Origin of the sequence: Nocardioides caeni (genome assembly GCF_004912195.1) — a bacterium.
Lineage (GTDB): Bacteria > Actinomycetota > Actinomycetes > Propionibacteriales > Nocardioidaceae > Nocardioides > Nocardioides caeni.
The window spans coordinates 22,155-39,472 of the sequence record NZ_STGW01000021.1 but is presented as its reverse complement, the minus strand read 5'-3'; the positions used below and the strand labels follow the sequence as shown (position 1 = coordinate 39,472).

The 17,318-nt window shown below is 72.0% G+C and carries 20 protein-coding genes, 4 tRNA genes and 1 pseudogene; 8 read left to right on the top strand and 17 right to left on the bottom strand.

Features of this window, described 5'->3' with window-relative positions:
• From E9934_RS18525 to E9934_RS18515, 3 genes and pseudogenes are all read right to left on the bottom strand, one after another.
• A pseudogene (locus E9934_RS18525) lies at window positions 1–285 on the bottom strand (phosphate ABC transporter permease subunit PstC); the annotation flags it as partial.
• Between the two features lie 95 nt (window positions 286–380).
• Entirely contained in the window at window positions 381–1,478 is a 1,098-nt protein-coding gene (locus tag E9934_RS18520; protein ID WP_136564381.1) for a phosphate ABC transporter substrate-binding protein PstS, read from the bottom strand.
• A 173-nt stretch (window positions 1,479–1,651) separates the two neighbouring features.
• Window positions 1,652–2,518: an NUDIX hydrolase gene (locus E9934_RS18515; RefSeq protein ID WP_136564380.1), complete on the bottom strand. Its 867-nt coding sequence runs from the start codon at window positions 2,516–2,518 to the stop codon at window positions 1,652–1,654.
• A gap of 17 nt (window positions 2,519–2,535) precedes the next feature.
• Here E9934_RS18515 and E9934_RS19740 point away from each other — a divergent pair, with 17 nt between their 5' ends.
• Window positions 2,536–3,618, top strand: coding sequence for a hypothetical protein (locus E9934_RS19740; protein WP_158295064.1), 1,083 nt, complete (start codon window positions 2,536–2,538; stop codon window positions 3,616–3,618).
• An 87-nt stretch (window positions 3,619–3,705) separates the two neighbouring features.
• Here E9934_RS19740 and E9934_RS18505 read toward each other — a convergent pair whose 3' ends face one another.
• The 9 genes from E9934_RS18505 to E9934_RS18475 all read right to left on the bottom strand — a co-directional run bounded on the left by E9934_RS18505 (window position 3,706) and on the right by E9934_RS18475 (window position 9,310).
• Window positions 3,706–5,991 carry a heavy metal translocating P-type ATPase gene (locus tag E9934_RS18505; protein ID WP_136564379.1) on the bottom strand — a complete coding sequence of 762 codons (2,286 nt, stop codon included), beginning with the start codon at window positions 5,989–5,991 and terminating at the stop codon, window positions 3,706–3,708.
• On the bottom strand, window positions 5,975–6,916 hold the full coding sequence (locus tag E9934_RS18500; protein WP_136564378.1) for a hypothetical protein: 942 nt from the start codon (window positions 6,914–6,916) through the stop codon (window positions 5,975–5,977). The genes E9934_RS18505 and E9934_RS18500 overlap by 17 nt, the downstream gene beginning before the upstream one ends.
• Complete coding sequence (locus E9934_RS18495) at window positions 6,916–7,122, bottom strand: cation transporter (protein WP_136564377.1); 207 nt, start codon at window positions 7,120–7,122, stop codon at window positions 6,916–6,918. The genes E9934_RS18500 and E9934_RS18495 overlap by 1 nt, the downstream gene beginning before the upstream one ends.
• 40 nt (window positions 7,123–7,162) lie before the next feature.
• The gene (locus tag E9934_RS18490) at window positions 7,163–7,462 is read right to left on the bottom strand and encodes a metal-sensitive transcriptional regulator (protein ID WP_136564376.1); all 300 of its coding nucleotides are present in this window, start codon (window positions 7,460–7,462) and stop codon (window positions 7,163–7,165) included.
• A gap of 80 nt (window positions 7,463–7,542) precedes the next feature.
• The gene (locus tag E9934_RS19860; protein ID WP_162851572.1) at window positions 7,543–7,695 is read right to left on the bottom strand and encodes a hypothetical protein; all 153 of its coding nucleotides are present in this window, start codon (window positions 7,693–7,695) and stop codon (window positions 7,543–7,545) included.
• Window positions 7,696–7,854: 159 nt separating this feature from the next.
• Window positions 7,855–8,058, bottom strand: coding sequence for a cold-shock protein (locus E9934_RS18485; protein ID WP_038681651.1), 204 nt, complete (start codon window positions 8,056–8,058; stop codon window positions 7,855–7,857).
• Window positions 8,059–8,351: 293 nt separating this feature from the next.
• Window positions 8,352–8,424, bottom strand: a tRNA-Lys gene (locus E9934_RS18480).
• Window positions 8,425–8,569: 145 nt separating this feature from the next.
• Window positions 8,570–8,731, bottom strand: a complete 162-nt coding sequence (locus E9934_RS19855; protein ID WP_162851571.1) for a GPGG-motif small membrane protein — start codon at window positions 8,729–8,731, stop codon at window positions 8,570–8,572.
• A 156-nt stretch (window positions 8,732–8,887) separates the two neighbouring features.
• Entirely contained in the window at window positions 8,888–9,310 is a 423-nt protein-coding gene (locus E9934_RS18475) for a Fur family transcriptional regulator (protein WP_136564375.1), read from the bottom strand.
• Between the two features lie 354 nt (window positions 9,311–9,664).
• On the opposite strand from E9934_RS18475, the gene E9934_RS18470 reads away from it, so the two are divergent.
• Window positions 9,665–10,555 carry a hypothetical protein gene (locus tag E9934_RS18470; RefSeq protein WP_136564374.1) on the top strand — a complete coding sequence of 297 codons (891 nt, stop codon included), beginning with the start codon at window positions 9,665–9,667 and terminating at the stop codon, window positions 10,553–10,555.
• A gap of 9 nt (window positions 10,556–10,564) precedes the next feature.
• Here E9934_RS18470 and E9934_RS18465 read toward each other — a convergent pair whose 3' ends face one another.
• Window positions 10,565–11,101, bottom strand: coding sequence for a GNAT family N-acetyltransferase (locus E9934_RS18465; RefSeq protein ID WP_136564373.1), 537 nt, complete (start codon window positions 11,099–11,101; stop codon window positions 10,565–10,567).
• Between the two features lie 83 nt (window positions 11,102–11,184).
• Between E9934_RS18465 and E9934_RS18460 the strand changes: the two genes are divergently transcribed.
• On the top strand, window positions 11,185–11,823 hold the full coding sequence (locus tag E9934_RS18460; RefSeq protein WP_202977386.1) for a PaaI family thioesterase: 639 nt from the start codon (window positions 11,185–11,187) through the stop codon (window positions 11,821–11,823).
• A gap of 3 nt (window positions 11,824–11,826) precedes the next feature.
• On the opposite strand, the gene E9934_RS18455 is transcribed toward E9934_RS18460, so the two are convergent.
• Window positions 11,827–13,323 (bottom strand): NAD(P)/FAD-dependent oxidoreductase, encoded by a 1,497-nt coding sequence (locus E9934_RS18455; RefSeq protein WP_136564372.1) that lies wholly within the window; start codon window positions 13,321–13,323, stop codon window positions 11,827–11,829.
• A gap of 271 nt (window positions 13,324–13,594) precedes the next feature.
• On the opposite strand from E9934_RS18455, the gene E9934_RS18450 reads away from it, so the two are divergent.
• The 3 genes from E9934_RS18450 to E9934_RS18440 are packed head-to-tail and all read left to right on the top strand — an operon-like array spanning window position 13,595 to window position 15,369.
• Window positions 13,595–14,578, top strand: coding sequence for an ATP-binding protein (locus E9934_RS18450; protein WP_193556928.1), 984 nt, complete (start codon window positions 13,595–13,597; stop codon window positions 14,576–14,578).
• Window positions 14,579–14,630: 52 nt separating this feature from the next.
• The gene (locus E9934_RS18445; protein ID WP_136564370.1) at window positions 14,631–15,023 is read left to right on the top strand and encodes a fluoride efflux transporter FluC; all 393 of its coding nucleotides are present in this window, start codon (window positions 14,631–14,633) and stop codon (window positions 15,021–15,023) included.
• Between the two features lie 7 nt (window positions 15,024–15,030).
• A complete protein-coding gene (locus tag E9934_RS18440) occupies window positions 15,031–15,369 on the top strand; it encodes a fluoride efflux transporter FluC (RefSeq protein WP_136564369.1) in 339 nt (112 codons plus the stop codon).
• A 75-nt stretch (window positions 15,370–15,444) separates the two neighbouring features.
• On the opposite strand, the gene E9934_RS18435 is transcribed toward E9934_RS18440, so the two are convergent.
• The 3 genes from E9934_RS18435 to E9934_RS18425 all read right to left on the bottom strand — a co-directional run bounded on the left by E9934_RS18435 (window position 15,445) and on the right by E9934_RS18425 (window position 16,104).
• Entirely contained in the window at window positions 15,445–15,801 is a 357-nt protein-coding gene (locus E9934_RS18435) for a metallopeptidase family protein (protein WP_136564368.1), read from the bottom strand.
• 59 nt (window positions 15,802–15,860) lie between these two features.
• Window positions 15,861–15,934, bottom strand: a tRNA-Asp gene (locus E9934_RS18430).
• 97 nt (window positions 15,935–16,031) lie between these two features.
• A tRNA-Glu gene (locus E9934_RS18425) sits at window positions 16,032–16,104 on the bottom strand.
• Window positions 16,105–16,259: 155 nt separating this feature from the next.
• On the opposite strand from E9934_RS18425, the gene E9934_RS18420 reads away from it, so the two are divergent.
• A tRNA-Phe gene (locus E9934_RS18420) sits at window positions 16,260–16,333 on the top strand.
• A 77-nt stretch (window positions 16,334–16,410) separates the two neighbouring features.
• The coding region (locus E9934_RS18415; protein WP_136564385.1) for a molybdopterin-binding protein at window positions 16,411–17,318 on the top strand (908 nt) is incomplete at its 3' end.

The window sequence follows — 17,318 nt, the reverse complement described above, 5'->3', positions numbered from 1 at the left end:
CAGGCCGATGGCCAGCGGCGTCACGATCACCATCGCCACGAGCGACGCCAGCACGGTGCCGAAGAGCAGCGGCGCGACCAGGGTCCAGACGCTCGACTTGCCCCAGGTCTGCTCCTCGTGGGCGCCGAGTGCCGGAAGGCCCTGGACGACCAGGAAGGTTCCGACACCGGCAAGGAAGGCGATGACCAGCAGCGCGCCGAGCAGCGCGGTCCTGCTGAAGATGGTGTCGCCGACGCGGCTGTTGCCGGTGAGGTCGGTCGAGGTGGGATCCACGGTGGCGCTCACGCCAGGTTCGCCCCAGCACCCTCAGCACCCTCGGCAGGCTCCTCGGCCAGCTCCTCGTCCTTCGACTCCCCCCACTCATCGGCTCGAGGACGTTCTCAGCGAGCCGAGATGCCTTCGATGATGGTCTGGACCTCGCTCTGCAGCTCATCGCTCAGCGGCGCGGAGCCGGCCTCGGCCGAGCCCTGCTCCTGACCCTCGTCCGAGACGATGTACTCCATGTAGGCCTTGACCAGGTCGGCCGTGGCGGCGTCCTCGTAGGTGGGGCACGCCAGCAGGTAGGACGTCAGCACGATCGGGTAGGTGCCGGCCTCCGTCGTGGTGTGGTCCAGCTCGAACGCCAGGTCACCGGCGTCGCGGCCCTCGACGCGCGGAGACACGTCGAGGATCTTGGCGGCGGCCTCGGCGGACGGTGCGACGAACTCGTCACCGACGGCGATGTTGGCCTGGCCCAGGCCACCGGCCTGGCTGGCGTCGGCGTAGCCGATCGTGTTCTCGTTCTGGGTCACGACCTGGACGAGCCCGGAGGTGCCGTCGCCGGCCTCGCCGCCGTACTCGGCCGGCCAGGTCTCGAGGACGCCCGCGCCCCAGGCGTCGGTGGCGACCGCGTCGAGGTAGCTGGTGAAGTTCTCGGTCGTGCCCGAGTCGTCGGCGCGGTGGACCGGGGTGATGTCAGCGTCGGGCAGGTCCGCGTCGGCGTTGGTCTCGACGATGGCCGGGTCGTTCCACTTGGTGATCTTGCCGGCGAAGATGCCGCCCAGGGTCTCCGGGGTCAGGTTCAGGTCCTCGACGCCGGGGACGTTGAAGATGACCGCGATCGGGGAGACGTAGTTGGGGACCTCGATGACCTCGCCGCCGCACTGCTCCTTGGCATCGGTCAGCTCACCCTCGTCATCGGTGAGGTAGGCGTCGGAGCCCGCGATCGGGAAGCCGCCGGAGACGAAGTTCTCACGGCCGGTGCCGGACCCCGTGGGGTCGTAGTTGACGACGACGTCGGGAGCGATCTCGCTGAAGCCGACGATCCAGGCGTTCTGCGCCGACTCCTGCGAGGAGGCACCGCCGATGCTGAGCTCGCCGGAGAGATCGGCGGCATCGCCGGAGCCGCCCTCGGAGTCGTCGGAGCCGCAGGCGGTCAGGGCCAGGGCGAGGGCCGCGATGCCGGGAACGAGCGCGCGGCGGATCGGAATGAGGTTCAAGGAACTGCCTCTCGGGATGAGGGGCGTGAACACAACCGACCCCTCGGTTCGTACTTCGGACGTTCCAAGAAGTTAGGCAGCGTCGGTAACGCAACCCACCGACCGACCTGAACGGACGGTGAACAGGACCGGTCGAGTCGGCGTTTCGCTGTGGGGCCGGTCTCAGGCGCCGCTCAGGCGCCCGGGTGGTGCCGCTCGACGGCCACCACACGGCCCTTGCGGACATGCAGCACGAGCATCTCGCCGGTCTCCTGGGGCACGGCAGCCGAGCGGGCGCCGAGCCCCGCGGCGTCGTACACCAGGGGGAGGACGGGGCGGTGACTGCAGACGACGGTCCCGGCGTCGGCCTCCAGCGCCTCGCCGACGATCTCCTCGACGGCGCGCTGCGAGGCTTCCTCCTCGGTCAGACCGCTCCTGAGGTCGGGCTCGAATCCGGTGGTGGCGGCATAGGGAGCGACGGTCTGCACGCAGCGGGTGCTCGGCGAGGTGACGATGCGGGTGACGTCGTAGGCGGCGAGCAGCGGCACCAGCCGGACGGCGACGTCCTCCCCCGCCTTGAGCAACGGGCGGCCGGGGTCCGGGCCGCGCCAGGCCGTGCGGGAGCGCGCCCGCGCATGCCGGAGTACGACGAGGGCGCGGGTCTTGCGCCGGATCCGGAGCGCCGCGGCCAGGGTCTCGCGGTCGTGGTCGTAGCTCAGCGCGACCGGCGCCTCGTCGACCGGGACCCACGCCACCCGGTCGATCTCGTCGCCGGCGCGGTAGCCCGTCACGTCGTCGTCGCCGACCACCCGGCCGGTCCAGTAGTGCACCGTCTTCATCCGGTTGGCCACGGGATAGCGCTGCGAGGGCAGCGGAGGCCCGAGGCGCACGTGCAGTCCGGTCTCCTCGGCGACCTCGCGGACCGCTGCCGCCGCGGGATGCTCGCCGCGGTCGAGCTTGCCCTTGGGGAAGGACCAGTCGTCGTACTTGGGACGGTGCACGAGCAGCACCTCACGACCGGACCGGAACACGACGACGCCAGCGGCGAGGATGTCGGGCACGCGACTAATCTACGCAGATGCGGTCGATCGGTGTGCTCAGCGGGTGGTCACGGCGCCGCTGGCTGGTGGTGGGCCTGACGCTCGCGCTCGTCGTGGTCGCGGCCGTCGTGGTGTGGCGCGTCGTCGGCGGCGAGGACAGGACCCGCTTCGCCGAAGCCGTCGCCCTCGCTCCGGCCTCGACGGCACGCTTCAGCTGGACCGACTGGGCCGGGGTCCGCGACGAGCTCGACGCGGACCTCTCGGCCAGCTCCTCGACCCAGGACATCGAGGACTTCCTGCTGGAGGCGTTCGACCGCGACCTTGCGCCGGTGTCGGCGCTCGAGGAGTCGGCTCCCGCGATCCACGCCGATCTCGGCTTCTCCCCCGCGACGATCGACTGGGAGCTGTTCGCCCAGGGCGAGGACGGCGCGGTCGTGATCATCGGACTGCCCGAGGACTTCGACGTCGAGCGGGTGCGCAATCGCCTGCGCGGCGTGGGCTTCGAGGAGCCCGACGACGCCGACGGCGTGTGGCGGGGCGGCGCCGACCTGCTCCAGGGGCTCAGCGGTCCGGTCACCCCGGAGCTCGCCGCGATCCAGATCGACGAGGACGCCGGCCTGCTGCTGGGCTCCGACGACCCCGACTTCCTCGCCGCCCGCGCCGGCGACGCCCGTGGCGACCGCGAGGACGGCATCTCCGACGTCGTCGACGCGGCCGGCGAGGCGCTCAGCGCCTCGGCCTACACCGGGGACTACACCTGCGCCGAGCTGTCGATGACGACCTCGCCGGACCCCGCCGACCAGACCCGCGCGGCGGAGCTGATCGAGGAGGCCGGCGGCATCCACCCGGTCGCCGGCTATGCGATCGCCGCGCGGCCGGACGGCGACATCCGGGTGACGCTCGCGTTCGAGAACGAGGACCAGGCCCGCGCCGACGCCGACAGCCGGTCCCAGCTCGCCGCCGGTCCGGCGCTCGGCCAGGGCGGCGCCTTCGCCGACAGCTTCACCGTCGCCCGCGCCTCCGCCCGCGGCCGCGTCGTCACCCTCGACCTCGCCCCCGAGCCCGACGCCTTCGTGCTGTCGAACTTCAACCACGGCCCGGTCCTCTTCGCGACCTGCTGAACGCTCCGGTTGGGGTAGTCCCTGCCCAAAAGCACCGAAATCGGTGCCGAAACGGTGCTTTTGGGCAGGGACTATCCCAGCGGAGGGTCAGCGGAAGGAGCGCAGCCGCAGCGAGTTGGTGACCACGAAGACGCTCGAGAAGGCCATCGCGGCGCCGGCGAGCATCGGGCTGAGCAGGGCGGCCGCGGCCAGGGGCAGGGCCGCGACGTTGTAGGCGAAGGCCCAGAACAGGTTGCCCTTGATCGTGGCGAGGGTACGGCGGGACAGGCGGATGCCGTCGACCGCGACCCGGAGGTCGCCGCTGACGATGGTCAGGTCGCTGGCCTCACGGGCGACGTCGGTGCCGGTGCCGAGGGCGATCCCGAGGTCGGCCTGAGCGAGGGCGGCCGCGTCGTTGATGCCGTCGCCGACCATCGCCACGGTCCGGCCCTCGGCCTGACGGGCGGCGACGAAGGCCTGCTTCTCGTGCGGGAGTACGTCGGCCACGACCTCCTCGATCCCGACCTCCCGCGCCACGGCGTCGGCGGCCGGGCGGTTGTCGCCGGTGAGGAGCACCGGGCGCAGGCCGAGGTCCTTGAGCCGCGCGACCGCGTCGGCCGAGCCCTCCTTGAGGGTGTCGGACGCGGCGACCACGCCGCGCGCTCGGCCGTCCCAGCCGACGACGACCGCGGTCGCGCCGGCTGCCTGGGCCTCGTCGACGGCGGCGCTCACCTCGTCGGGCACGTCCAGGCCCTGCTCGGCCACGAAGGACGCGCGGCCGATCACGGCCCGGGTGCCGTCGACGGTGCCGGTGACGCCGAGCCCTGCCGCCGAGGCGAACTCGTCGAGCGCCCCGCGGTCGGGGTCGGGCACGAGCGTGGCGATCGCGCGGGCGATCGGGTGCTCGGAGCCGGCCTCGAGGGTGGCGGCGATCCGTCGTACGTCCTCGGCGGGGGCGTCGAACGCCCGGACGTCACTGACGGCCATGTGCCCGGTCGTGACGGTGCCGGTCTTGTCGAGGACCACGGTGTCGATGGCCTGGGCGGACTCGAGCGCCTCGGGGCCGCGGACCAGGATGCCGAGCTGCGCCCCGCGGCCGGTGCCGACCATGAGGGCGGTCGGCGTGGCCAGGCCCAGCGCGCAGGGGCAGGCGATGATCAGCACCGAGACGGCCGCGGTGAAGGCGACCGCCGCGCCCGCGCCGGCGCCCCACCAGAAGCCGAGGGTGCCGACGGCGAGGGCGATGACGAGGGGCACGAAGACGCCGGAGATCCGGTCGGCGAGCCGCTGGGCGGCCGCCTTGCCCGCTTGCGCGTCCTCGACGAGTCGCGCGAGCTGCGCGACATGGGTGTCGCGGCCGACGCGGGTGGCGCGCACGACGAGACGCCCGGTGGTGTTGACGGTCGCGCCGGTGACCGGCGACCCCTCGGCGACCTCGACCGGCACCGACTCGCCGGTCAGCAGGGAGGCGTCGATCGACGACGTACCGCGGACGACCGCACCGTCGGTGGCGACCTTCTCCCCCGGTCGTACGACGAACAGGTCGCCGACCGCGAGGTCCGCGACGGGCAGCGGCGACTCGGGCCCGTCGATGCCGTCGCGCAGGACCGCGACGTCGCGGGCACCGGTGTCGGCGAGCGCGCGCAGGGCTGCGCCGGCCTGGCGCTTGGAGCGCTTCTCGAAGAAGCGTCCGGCGAGGAGGAAGGTCGTGACGCCGGCCGCGGTCTCGAGGTAGATGTCACCGAGCCCGCTGCTCGGCGCCTCACCCCAGCCGGAGAAGAGCTGGAACGGGTGGCGCATGCCCTCCGCTCCGGCGTCGCCGAGGAAGAGCGCGACGAGCGACCACGCGAAGGCGGCGAGCACGCCGACGGAGACCAGGGTGTCCATCGTGGTCGCGCCGTGGCGCAGGTTGATCCACGCGGCCCGGTGGAAGGGCCACGCGCCCCAGGTGGCGACCGGCGCGGCCAGGGTCAGCGACAGCCACTGCCAGTGGTCGAACTGCAGGGGCGGCACCATCGCGAGCAGGACGACCGGGACGGTGAGGACCAGGGACCCGAGGAGGCGGGCGCGCAGGGCGTCGAGCTCGGGGTCGCGCGGCTCCGCGCCCGGGTCGTCCCGGCCGCCCGGGTCACCGGCGGTCGGCTCCGGGGTCGCGCGGTGGACGCGGGCGCCGTAGCCGGCGGACTCGACGGCCTCGATCAGCGTCAGCACCTCGACGTCGTCGGCGTGCTGCACGCGGGCACGCTCGGTCGCGTAGTTGACGGTCGCCGTCACGCCCTCGAGCTTGTTGAGCTTGCGCTCGATCCGGTTGGCGCAGGAGGCGCAGGTCATGCCGGTGAGGTCGAGGTCGACCTCCACTGCTGACGTCGCGGCGGACTCAGTGGTCGTGCTCATCACCGTCTCCTTCCTCGTGCTCGTCATCGGCGCCACCGGAGTGATCGGTGCCATCGTTGTGGCCGCTGTCGCCCGGGACATCCGCGGTCAGGGTGAGCTCCGCGCGGTGGACGGCCCCGGCGTGGCTGAACTCGAAGAACAGCCGGTAGCGACCGGCCTGATCGAGGGCGGCGTGGAACGCGACCCCGGGCCCGGCCTCCCCCTCCTCGGGGTGGACGTGCAGAGAGGCGAGGTCCGCAGCCCGGATCGCGACGAGGTGGCCATAGGCGCCGAGATGGGGCTCCAGGTCGGTCACCGGCGCACCGTCGCGGCTCACGTGCAGCGCCAGCTCGTCGCCGTCGCGGGCCAGGTGGACCTCGTAGCCGTCGACCTCGGCCGTCGCGTCGTCGGCGCCCAGCTCGACGGGCGTGAAGTCGCCCGCGACCTGGAGATCGGCCTGCGCGATGGTCGCGGCGCCACCGGTCGGCGTGAAGTCGGCGTAGACGCGCCAGGAGCCGGTGTCCAGGTCCACGTCGACGGCCCATTGACCGGTGGCGGCGTCGAGCCGGGGGTGCACGTGGCGATAGCCGCCGAGGTCGGTCCGCACGACCACCAGGTGCAGGCGCTTCTCGTGGACGACGTCGTACGACGTCACCGGCTCCCCCGCAGCGTCGCGGATCGTGAACGCGAGCCGCTGCCGGCCGGCGTCGTGGACCGTCCGCTCGAGGTCCAGGGTGGTCGGCGGTGCGGCGGCCGCGTCACCGGCGTCACCGGAGTCGTCGGAGTCGTCGGGGTCGTCGGGGGTCAGCACGGTCCGGTCGTCGTGCGCATGGTCGTCCTCGTCGTCGGTCGCGATCGGCCCGACCCAGCGCCCGATCCCGATCGCGAGCGCGAGGACCGCCGCGAGGGCGACGACGAACGCGGCGATCCGCTGGCGGCGGGACATCAGACGAGGGTGTAGCCGGCCTCGGTCACCGCCGCGTCGATGGCCTCGCGGGCGATCGGCTCGGTGCTGGTGACCACGACCGTGCCGGTCGCGACGGTGACGTCGACGGCCTCGACGCCGGGGATCTCGGTGACCTCCTCGGTGACGGAGGCGGCGCAGTGGCCGCAGGTCATACCGGTGACGGTCCAGGTGGTGGTGGTGCTCATCGTCGTACTCCCTGTCGGGCTGGGTTGTCGAAAGTGGCGGTCAGGACTTCACGAGCCGCGTGATCGCGGCCATCGCCTCGTCGATCTTCACGCGAGCCTCGTCGTCGCCGGCACGGGCGGCGCCGACGACGCAGTGGCTCAGGTGCTCCTCGAGCAGGCCCATCGAGAAGGACTGGAGGGCACTGGTCATGGCGGCGACCTGGGTGAGGATGTCGATGCAGTACTTCTCCTCCTCGACCATCCGCTGCAGCCCGCGCGCCTGCCCCTCGATGCGCTTGAGGCGCTTGAGGTAGTCGTCCTGACGCTTGAGGTAGCCGTAGTGGCCCTCGTGTTCACTCATGGTTGAAACCATACCCCCCTAGGGTATCAATTTCAAGGGCGCGCGAGAACGGCGCCCATCGTCGATCGCGGTGAGTGGGTCTAGTCGACGCGGGCGACGCCGAGGATGCGGTCGATCTCCTCGGCCGAGAGACGCTCGTCCGAGGCGCTGGCCGCGATGATCAGGTTGGTGGTCAGCTCCACCTCGACGAGAAGGTCCCCGTCCTCGAGGGTGACGTCGAACTGATCCATCATCAGCCCCTCCCTCATTCGGACCTGCACGGAATCCTGGGAACATCATCCCCCGAACTCGGGGAGTCGAACCCTGAAACTTCGACAAAAATTCACAGGGCCTCGCCGAGCGGCGAGGCCCTGTGGGACGACGTCGTCGTCCGGTTCAGATCCTGGGGAGGATCACAGCGGGCGAACGTTCTCCGCCTGCGGGCCCTTGGGGCCCTGCGTGACGTCGAACTCGACCTTCTGGTTGTCCTCCAGCGACTTGTAGCCGTTGGACTGAATGGCGGAGTAGTGCACGAAGACGTCGTCGCCGCCGCCCTCCTGCTCGATGAAGCCGAAGCCCTTCTCCGCGCTGAACCACTTAACGGTGCCCTGAGCCATGTTGCTCGTTACTCCTTGTGTCGGGGCGAGAGCCGCCACCTCGGCGACCCGCAGCGGCTGCGATGACACGTCGCTCCGACCCGTGATTCCAGACCACAAACCAGATACGCCGTCGGCCACGAACTCCGCAGGCGTTTTCAAACCCTAAGAACTGCAGCCGCTGCAGGATCGACCCTATCAACGTCAGGCGACAGAGGAACCACCTGAACGCCACGAACCTGGGTTCGTGGGTGAAGGTTCTGCAACGCACCGATGTCGGCCCTGCAAACTGGCCGCTCGACGCATCGCGCGGGTAGGCCGTGTCGGGCTCGAACCGACGACACTCGGATTAAAAGTCCGGTGCTCTACCAACTGAGCTAACGGCCCGCTGCATGAAGGCATCCGGGACCGCGGGCATCCCGCGCAGCGCCCCCATACGCCGAGAACCCTAGCCAAGGCACCTGTCCGGGCAGACGTACGCCCCGCGTGGCACCAGTTCACGCGGGGCGTACGGGGAGTGGCTGCTGCAGCGTCAGGCGTGGTGCGAGCGGCCGTTGAAGATGGACACACCGCCGGGTCCGACCAGCAGGCCGACGACGATGAGCACGATGCCCAGGACGACGGACCCCTGGATCAGGGTGACGACGCCGCCGACGATGAGCAGAACCGCGAGAATCCAGAGCAGGCTGGGCATGGACTTACCTCCGTTGGTGGATACAGCACCTCGTAGGTCGAGGTGCGTTTTCAGTACCCACCGCTCGGCGGACCAACGTCCCCGATTCCGCGGAGTCTGGTCGACGACCGCCCGGCTCGTCGGCCCGAGGAGCGGCCCCGACGCTCTGCGCGAGGGCTACTCTCGCGCCGCGGCGGCCGCGCAGTCGGCGCAGAGACCGACGAGCTCGACGGTGTGGGTGACGTCGGTGAAGCCGTGCTCGTCGGCGATGGCGTGGGCCCACCGCTCGACGGCGGAGCCGGTGATCTCGACCGTGCGACCGCAGGAGCGGCAGACCAGGTGGTGGTGGTGGGCCTCGCTGCAGCGGCGGTACGTCGCCTCGCCGGCCGGGTTGTGCCGGACATCGACCTCGCCGGACTCGGCCATCGCCTGCAGGGTCCGGTAGACGGTCGCGAGACCGACCTTGTCCCCCGCCCGGCGCAGGTTGTCGTGGATGTCCTGGGCGCTCTGGAAGTCGGCGGCGCTGCGCAGGGCATCGGTGATCGCGACCCGCTGCCTGGTCGGCCGCAGAGCGGTCGGACGCTCCTCGGTTGCGGACACGAGCCCTCCCTCTCAGTCGACGTCGGCGGACACTCGGGAACGACTCTCAATCTACCCGGCCCACCGACCGGTCCCTTGTACCCATCCGCGATGGCCCGAACGGACCATGCCGGGCAGTCCTTCGAACCGAGGACGTGGCGCCGCCGGCGGGAGTATCCTCGCAGGTGGGAGAGGGGAAGGGAGGACTCTGTCATGGGGAGCAATGACGAGTTCGGGCCCGACACGGAGACGATCCGTGCCTGGCTGAACAAACGCGCCACCTACGCAAGGGACGCCCGAGTGATCGGCGCTCCGCGCGGTGGCGCCATTGCAGCCACGACGTCGCCCTCGGCGACCCCGACACCGGTGGACCACATGACTGCTCCCGTTGACACCCCCGCTCCCTCTCGACTCGCCGAGGCCGGTGCCGATGCTGTCGACGCCGTCGATGCCGGGCGCTCGGTCGTCGCGGCGCTCGGCGGCGACACCGTCCCGCGGCCCCCACGCAGCGCGACGCCCGACAGCACCACGGCCGGCCGCTCCGTCGTCGAGGCGCTGCAGGGCGACGCGCCGCGCGACACCCGCCCGCGGATCACGCCGGCAGACCGACCCGCGGAGGCCGCGCCGCGCGATCGCGGCGACCTGTCCGCCGACACCAGCAGCCGTCGGGCCGCCGCTCGCGCGGCCGAGGCCGAGCGGCTGGCGGCTCCCGCAGCGCAGCACGGCGGCACGCCCGGCGTACCCCAGATCAAGCACGGCAACTGGACCGAGCCGGAGGAGCACCGCGACTCGCTCCACGCCTCGACCGACGCCGACTTCCCCATCCGGTCGGGGATGCGGCGGGCGATGTCCTTGATCCTCGTCGCAGCGCTCGCGGCCACCGCGGTCACCGGCTGGGTCGCCTACCAGGAGCAGACCGCGCTCGCCGGTGGCGTCGCCGCCCTCCTGGGCTTCGTGACCCTCGTGGTGTGGGCGGTCCGGGCGAGCTGCACGGTCACCAAGCTGACCATCACCCGCGGCCAGCTGCGGATCACCCGCGCCGGCCACACCGAGGTCGTCGACCTCGCCAGCCCCTACACGCCGATCGCGATCGTCGGCGAGCCCGGCCAGCGTCAGTGGACCGTCCTCGCCGAGCGTCCGGGCCTGCCACTGGTCGTCATCACCTCGTCGATGGTCGACCCCTACTGGTTCACGACGGCGCTCTATCGCCTGCGCCCCGAGCTGCGCCCCGGCCACGCCGTCGAGCAGGAGTACGCCGCCACCTGATCCGCGCGGTCAGCTGGCCGTCGGCACCCAGAAGCGGAGCAGACCCTCCGCGGTCTCGTCCTCGAACACCCCACCGTTGCGCTCGATCGTGCGCCGCGACGGCTCGTTGCCGGCCTCGCAGGTCAGCAACGCCTGCTCGACACCGAGCCGCGCGGCGGCCTGCAGGCCGAGGGCGAGCGCGGCCGTCGCATGCCCCCGACGACGCGCGGAGGGACGCACGGCGTAGCCGAGGTGACCGCCGTGGACCAGCAGGTGGTCGTTGAGGTGATGGCGCAGGTGCACGAACCCGACGACCTCGTCGTCCCAGCCGCCGTCGCCGGCCGTGATCCAGAAGTACGTCGAGGGCACCCGCGTGCCGTCGGGGTCCGCGGGCGCGGTCAGCTCCGTCATCAGCACGAACGCCTCACAACCGGCGCGGGTGGGGACCGGCGGTCCCTCGAGGTGCCAGTGGCCCGAGCCGTGCATCTGCGCGACGTCGCCGAAGTCCTGGATCATCGCCGCCCAGCTCTCCCAGCGGCGGACATCGGGCTCGACGAGTGCGGTCATGACGTCATCCCACCAGCCCCGTCGCGCGCCCGTCCACCGGATTCCGCGCGGCAGAAAACGAGAACCTGTTCTAGTCTGCTGCCATGAACTGGCAGTTCCCCTCCGACGCCCCGCCCGCCGACGAGGCCGCGGCCGTCGACGCGGAGGCGCGCGTGTGGCGGCCGCTCGCCGACGCCGCCCGCGAGCTGGTCGACCTCTGCGTGTCGTCGGCCGTCGAGGAGGACGAGGTGCGCGCCGCGCAGGCCGACGTGGAGGCGGCCGTCGCCCGCCTGCGCAAGGCGCGACGCACGCAGACGCTCGGCCAGGAGCACCTCACCGGTGGCCGTCGCCGACCGTGGGGCAACCCCGTCATCGGCCTGCGCAACCCCATCGCCCCGCCGATCGTCGTCCACAGCGACCCCAGCGGCCGAGCCGAGAGCGACTTCCACTGCGGCGCGGCGTACGAGGGCCCACCGGGCCTGGTCCACGGCGGCGTCGTCTCCCTCGTCCTCGACCAGGTGCTCGGCCACGCGGTCGGCGCCGGCGGCCGCCCCGGCATGACCGGGACGCTGACCATCGTCTATCGCCAGGGCACGCCGCTCGGCGACCTGCGCGTGGAGGCCTGGATCGATCGCGAGGACGGCATCAAGACCTGGGCCAAGGCGCACATCATCGGTCCGCGCGGCGTCACCGCCGAGGCCGAGGGCGTCTTCATCCTGCCGCGAGCGCTGCGTGAGGCCTGACGGTCAGCCGGTCTTCACGCCACGCTTGTTCTCGTCGCTCAGGCGCGCCTCCTCGGCGGCCCGGGCCTCGAGCTCGGCGCGACGGCGCTCCTCGAACTCACCCGGCTCAGAGACGAGCTCCTTGGTGCCCCGCGCGAGGCGCTGCAGGGCGACACGGGCGAAGATCTGCTGCTCGGTGGACGTCCGCTCGGAGCGGCCGGTGCCGATGAAGGAGACCGCCCAGCGCAGCACCGCGGTGACGCGGTTCTTGAAGCCGGTCAGGTAGAAGAGGTGCACGACCAGCCACATCAGCCAGGCGAGGACGCCGGTGATGCGGAGCTTGCCGACCATCGCGACCGCCCGGAAGCGGCTGATGATGGCCATCGAGCCCTTGTCGAAGTACTTGAACGGGCCCTGCGCCGGCTTGCCCTTGAGGCGGCCGTCGATCTCCTTGGCGGCGTACTTGGCGCCCTGGATCGCGACCTGCGCGACGCCGGGGAGGTTGTCGAGCGAGATCATGTCGCCGACCACGAAGACCTCGGGATAGCCCGGCAGGGTGAGGTCGGGGTTGACGGCGATCCGGCCCGCGCGGTCGAGCGGCGCACCGGTCTGCTCGGCGAGCTGCTTGCCCAGCGGGTTGGCCTGGACGCCGGCGGCCCACACCTTGGCGACGGCCTCGATCCGCTCCGACGAGCCGTCCTTGTACTTGACCACCAGGCCACGCTCGTCGACGTCGGACACCAGCGCACCGGTCTTGACCTCGACGCCGAGCTTCTCGAGCTTCTCCTCGGTCCAACGGCCCAGCTTGGCGCCGAAGGGGGGCAGCACCTGCGGCGCGGCGTCGACGAGGATGACGCGTGCCTGGCGGGTGCTGATCGCGCGGAAGTCGCGGGTCAGGGTGCGGTGCGCGAGCTCGGCGATCTGGCCCGCCATCTCGACGCCCGTCGGGCCGGCGCCGACGACCACGAAGGTCAGCAGGTGGTCGACGTTCTCCCCGCGGGAGGCGCCGAGCTCGGCCATCTCGAACGCGCCGAAGATGCGCCCGCGCAGCTCGAGGGCGTCGTCGATGCTCTTCATGCCGGGGGCGAACTCGGCGAAGTGGTCGTTGCCGAAGTAGGACTGGCCCGCGCCGGCGGCGACGATCAGCGAGTCATAGGGCGTCACGAGCTCGCGGCCCAGCACGTGGGAGGTGACGGTCCGCTGCTCGAGGTCGACATCGGTGACCTCGCCGAGGAGGACCTGCGCGTTCTTCTGCGTCGCGAGGATCTCCCGGGTCGGCGGGGCGATCTCGCCCTCGGAGAGGATGCCGGTCGCCACTTGGTAGAGCAGCGGCTGGAAGAGGTGGTGGGAGGTCTTGGCGACCATGGTCACGTCGACGTCCGCCTTGCGCAGTGCCTTGGTGCCGAAGAGCCCACCGAACCCGGAGCCGATGACCACGACCTGGTGACGGTCGGAGCGCTGGACGACGGTGCGGTCGGCACTGTTGTCGGCGCTGTCCGGCGCGATGTCGCCTGCGGCCATGGGATTTCCTCCTGCGCGCGCCTCTGGGCGCGTTGCTGACGGGGAGTGGGGACGTTGGGCACCATTGTTCCGCGTCCGGGCCGTGAGCCTCAAACCGCGGCGGCGGTCTGGTCGGTCACACTCGCGTGGGCCGTCACCCAGGACGGTCCGGATCGGTTGTTTAAGCACCACGTCGGTGGGGTATCGCACTCGGGATCGGGCCTCACCCGACCACACTTGGCACCCCCCACCACTGATGACTCGGGCTCACACGGCACTGGAAGGCTCGTCCGTGCACCACCGACAGACACTGGACCTTGCTCCCGGTCCGGGCAGCGCGCAGACGGCGCGCCGCTGGGTGGTGCAGACCTGCCAGGATCTCGATCGGTCCGACCTCTCCGAGTGTGCGGAGCTCGCCATCTCCGAGCTCGTCACCAACGCCGTGCTGCACGGGGAGCCACCGCTGCGACTCCAGCTGCGCGGCACCCGGGAGCACCCCCGATTCGAGGTGCACGACACCTCGACGATCCCGCCGCAGCCGCGCTCGGCCAACGACGTCGTCTTCGACCTCGACAACTTCGACCTCGACTCGCTCGACGCGCTCGACGAGGAGCAGCTGTCGACGCTGACGACGGTTGGCCGCGGCCTCGACCTGGTCTCCCGGGCCTCGATCGCCTGGGGCGCCGAGATCGACGAGGACGGCAAGGCGGTCTGGTTCGAGCCGGCCACCGACCTCTCCGACACCGTCGGCGCCGACTACCAGCAGACCTCCAGCGCTCCGCCCCTGGTCGAGGACCACACGCGCGTCGGCGAGGTCGCCGTCCAGATCAACGGCGTCCCGGTGCGCGAGTTCGGTCAGTTCCAGCGTCACCACCGCGACCTGCGCCGCGAGATCCGGCTGCTGGCGCTGGCGCACGAGACCGACTACCCCCTCGCCAAGGTGCTCTCGGAGCACTTCGACGCGCTCGAGCGTCCGCTGCGCTCCAACATGGGCCGCGAGCAGGTCGACAGCGCCTTCGGCGACGGACGTACGACGGTCGACCTCCGCCTGCGGATGCCGCGCGAGACCGCGCGGCAGATCGGCGGGCTCGTCGACCTGCTCGACGCAGCCGACGACTTCAGCCGTGCCCAACGCCTGCTGACGGCGCCGCGCTCCCCCGCCCAGCGGGCCTTCCAGATCTGGTTCCTCGGGGAGTTCCGTCGCCAGTCGGCGGGCGCCACGCCGGTGCCGTGGCAGGGCGGAGCGGGCTCGGGCGCCCCGTCCCGGGCGCTCTGACCCGGATCCGGGTCTGACCTGCCTCTCGTTCTCGCGTCACTAGCATCGGGGCATGCCCCCGCTGTCGCGCCTGCTGCCCGCCGTGGCGGCGGGCGGCGCGGTCGGCTCCGCGCTGCGCTGGGGCGCGGGCGAGCTCGCCGCAGACGGCTCCGGCTTCCCGTGGACGACCTTCGCCATCAACGTCGCCGGGAGCGCACTGCTGGCAGCCCTGCTGCTCCTCCCCCTCGCCCGGCGCTCGGCGGCGTGGGCGGCCGCTCTCGGCCCCGGCCTGCTCGGCGGCTTCACGACCTTCTCCGCGACCTCGGAGCAGGGGCGGGCCCTGCTCGCCGACGATCGGCCGGTCCTGGCACTGACCTATCTCGTCGCGACCCTCGGCGCCTGCGTCGTTGCCGCGATCGCCGTCGGGCAGCTCGCGCCCGCGCTGCCCGAGGAGGACGAGCGGTGAGCGGGCGATGACGATCCTGTGGGTCGCCCTGGGCGGCGCGGCGGGGGCGCCGCTGCGCTACCTGCTGGGCCAGCGCCTCGACCCGCGGCGGCCGGGATGGCACCTCGGCACGCTCGCCGCCAACACCGGGGCCAGCCTGCTGCTGGGCGCCTGCGTCGGCTGGTCCCTCGGCGGGACCGCCCTGGCGTTGGTCGGCACGGGCTTCTGCGGCGGCCTGTCGACGTACTCCTCGCTGGCGGTGCAGACCCGCGACCTCGGCCCCCGCCGGGGCCCGGCCTACGCCGGCCTCACCATCGTCACCGGACTCGCGGCCTGCTCCCTCGGGTTCCTCCTCGCGGCGGGATAGTCCCTGCCCAAAAGCACCGAAACCGGCCATATTTCGGTGCTTTTGGGCAGGGACTATCCCCAACGGAGCGGATCGTCAGGCGTAGCCCAGGTCGTGCAGACGGTCGTCGTCGATGCCGAAGTGGTGGGCGACCTCGTGGACCACGGTGATCCGGATCTCCTCGACGAGGTCGTCGAGGTCGTCGCACATGTCGGTCAGCGGCCCGCGGTAGAGGAAGATGCGGTCGGGCAGCTCGGGCAGCCAGGCGTCACTGCGCTCGGTCAGCGCGACCCCGTCATAGAGGCCGAGCAGGTCGTCCGGCTCGCCCTCGGGCGGCTCCTCCTCGACGAGTACGACGACATTGCGCACCAGCCGCGCGAGCTCGTCGGGGATCTCGTCGAGGGCGGCGTCGACGAGCGCGTCGAAGGCCTCGGGAGTGATGTCGACCGGCACGGGGTCATTGTGCCGACAACGGCAAAGCGCCCGGATCCTGAAGGATCCGGGCGCATCTGCGACCCCGACGGGACTCGAACCCGCGGCCTCCGCCGTGACAGGGCGGCGCGCTAACCAACTGCGCTACGGGGCCTCGCTTGCTCACCAGCGCTGTGCGCGGCAAGCGGATGGAACTGTAGCCCATGCCCGAGCCGGGCACCCAATCGCCGAGCCACTGGCGGAAGGAGCCGCACCCCCAACCGGATTCGAACCGGCGTACCCGCCGTGAAAGGGCGGTGTCCTGGGCCGCTAGACGATGGGGGCCCACTGCGACGAACGGGTCCGTCACAGCCGGGCCAGCATAGTGCTCCGCGCCGCGCCCGCGCCCATCGGCGGGCGCCCGCGGGGCCGGCGGCGGCAGGGAACACGGCGCCGCTTTCGTGCGGGCCGCCACCCTCCGGTAGGGTGTGCGACTGCCCGGCCAGGTAGCTCAGTTGGTACGAGCGACCGACTGAAAATCGGTAGGTCGGCGGTTCGACCCCGCCCCTGGCCACTGGCACCGAAGGCCCCCGACGGATCCCGTCGGGGGCCTTCGTCCTCGGGTGGGGTCTGGTCCCTACGATCGGTGCCATGGGAGTGCGACCGATCAGGGCCGGGATCGTCGTCACCGGCACCGAGGTGCTCACCGGCCGGGTCACCGACCGCAACGGCCCCTGGCTGGCGGAGCGGCTGCGCGAGCTCGGCGTCGACGTGGGCCGGACGGTCGTCGTCGGCGACCGGCGCGAGGACCTCGCGACGGCCCTGCGCTTCCAGCTCGCCGACCACGACCTCGTCATCACCAGCGGTGGCCTCGGCCCCACCGCCGACGACCTCACCGCCGAGGTCGTCGCGCAGGTGCAGGGCCGCGCGATGGCCCTGGACCGCGACCTGGCGGACCGGATCGAGGAGATCGTCGCCGGCTACGCCGCGCGCCGGAGCTGGACCACGCCGCCGGAGATCCTGCGCCAGGGCTCGGAGAAGCAGGCGATGGTGCCCGACGGCGCGGTCGTCCTCACGCCGATCGGGACCGCGCCGGGACTCGTCGTCCCGGCCGCGGACGGTGGCGCAGCGGTCGTCGTCCTCCCGGGGCCGCCGAGCGAGCTGCAGCCGATGTGGGCCGAAGCGATCGCCAGCGCGCCGGTCCGCGCCGTGCTCGACCGGGCGAGTGAGCTGCGCCAGGCCGAGATCCGGATCTGGGGACCGCCCGAGGCCGAGCTCGCGGCGGCGCTGCGGGTCCACGAGGACGCCCACGGGCCGCTGGACGAGGCGGGCCTGGAGGTCACGACCTGCGTGCGCGACGGCGAGCTCGAGATCGTCAGCCGCTTCGCCCCCGAGGCTGCCGGCGCCTACGGCGACCTCCACGCGAGCCTCAGCGCCACCTTCGGTGAGCAGATCTATGCCGATGACGGGCGCTCCCTCGACGACGTCGTCGCCGAGGTCCTCCTCGAGCGCGGCGAGACCGTCGCCACGGCGGAGTCCTGCACGGCGGGGCTGGTCGC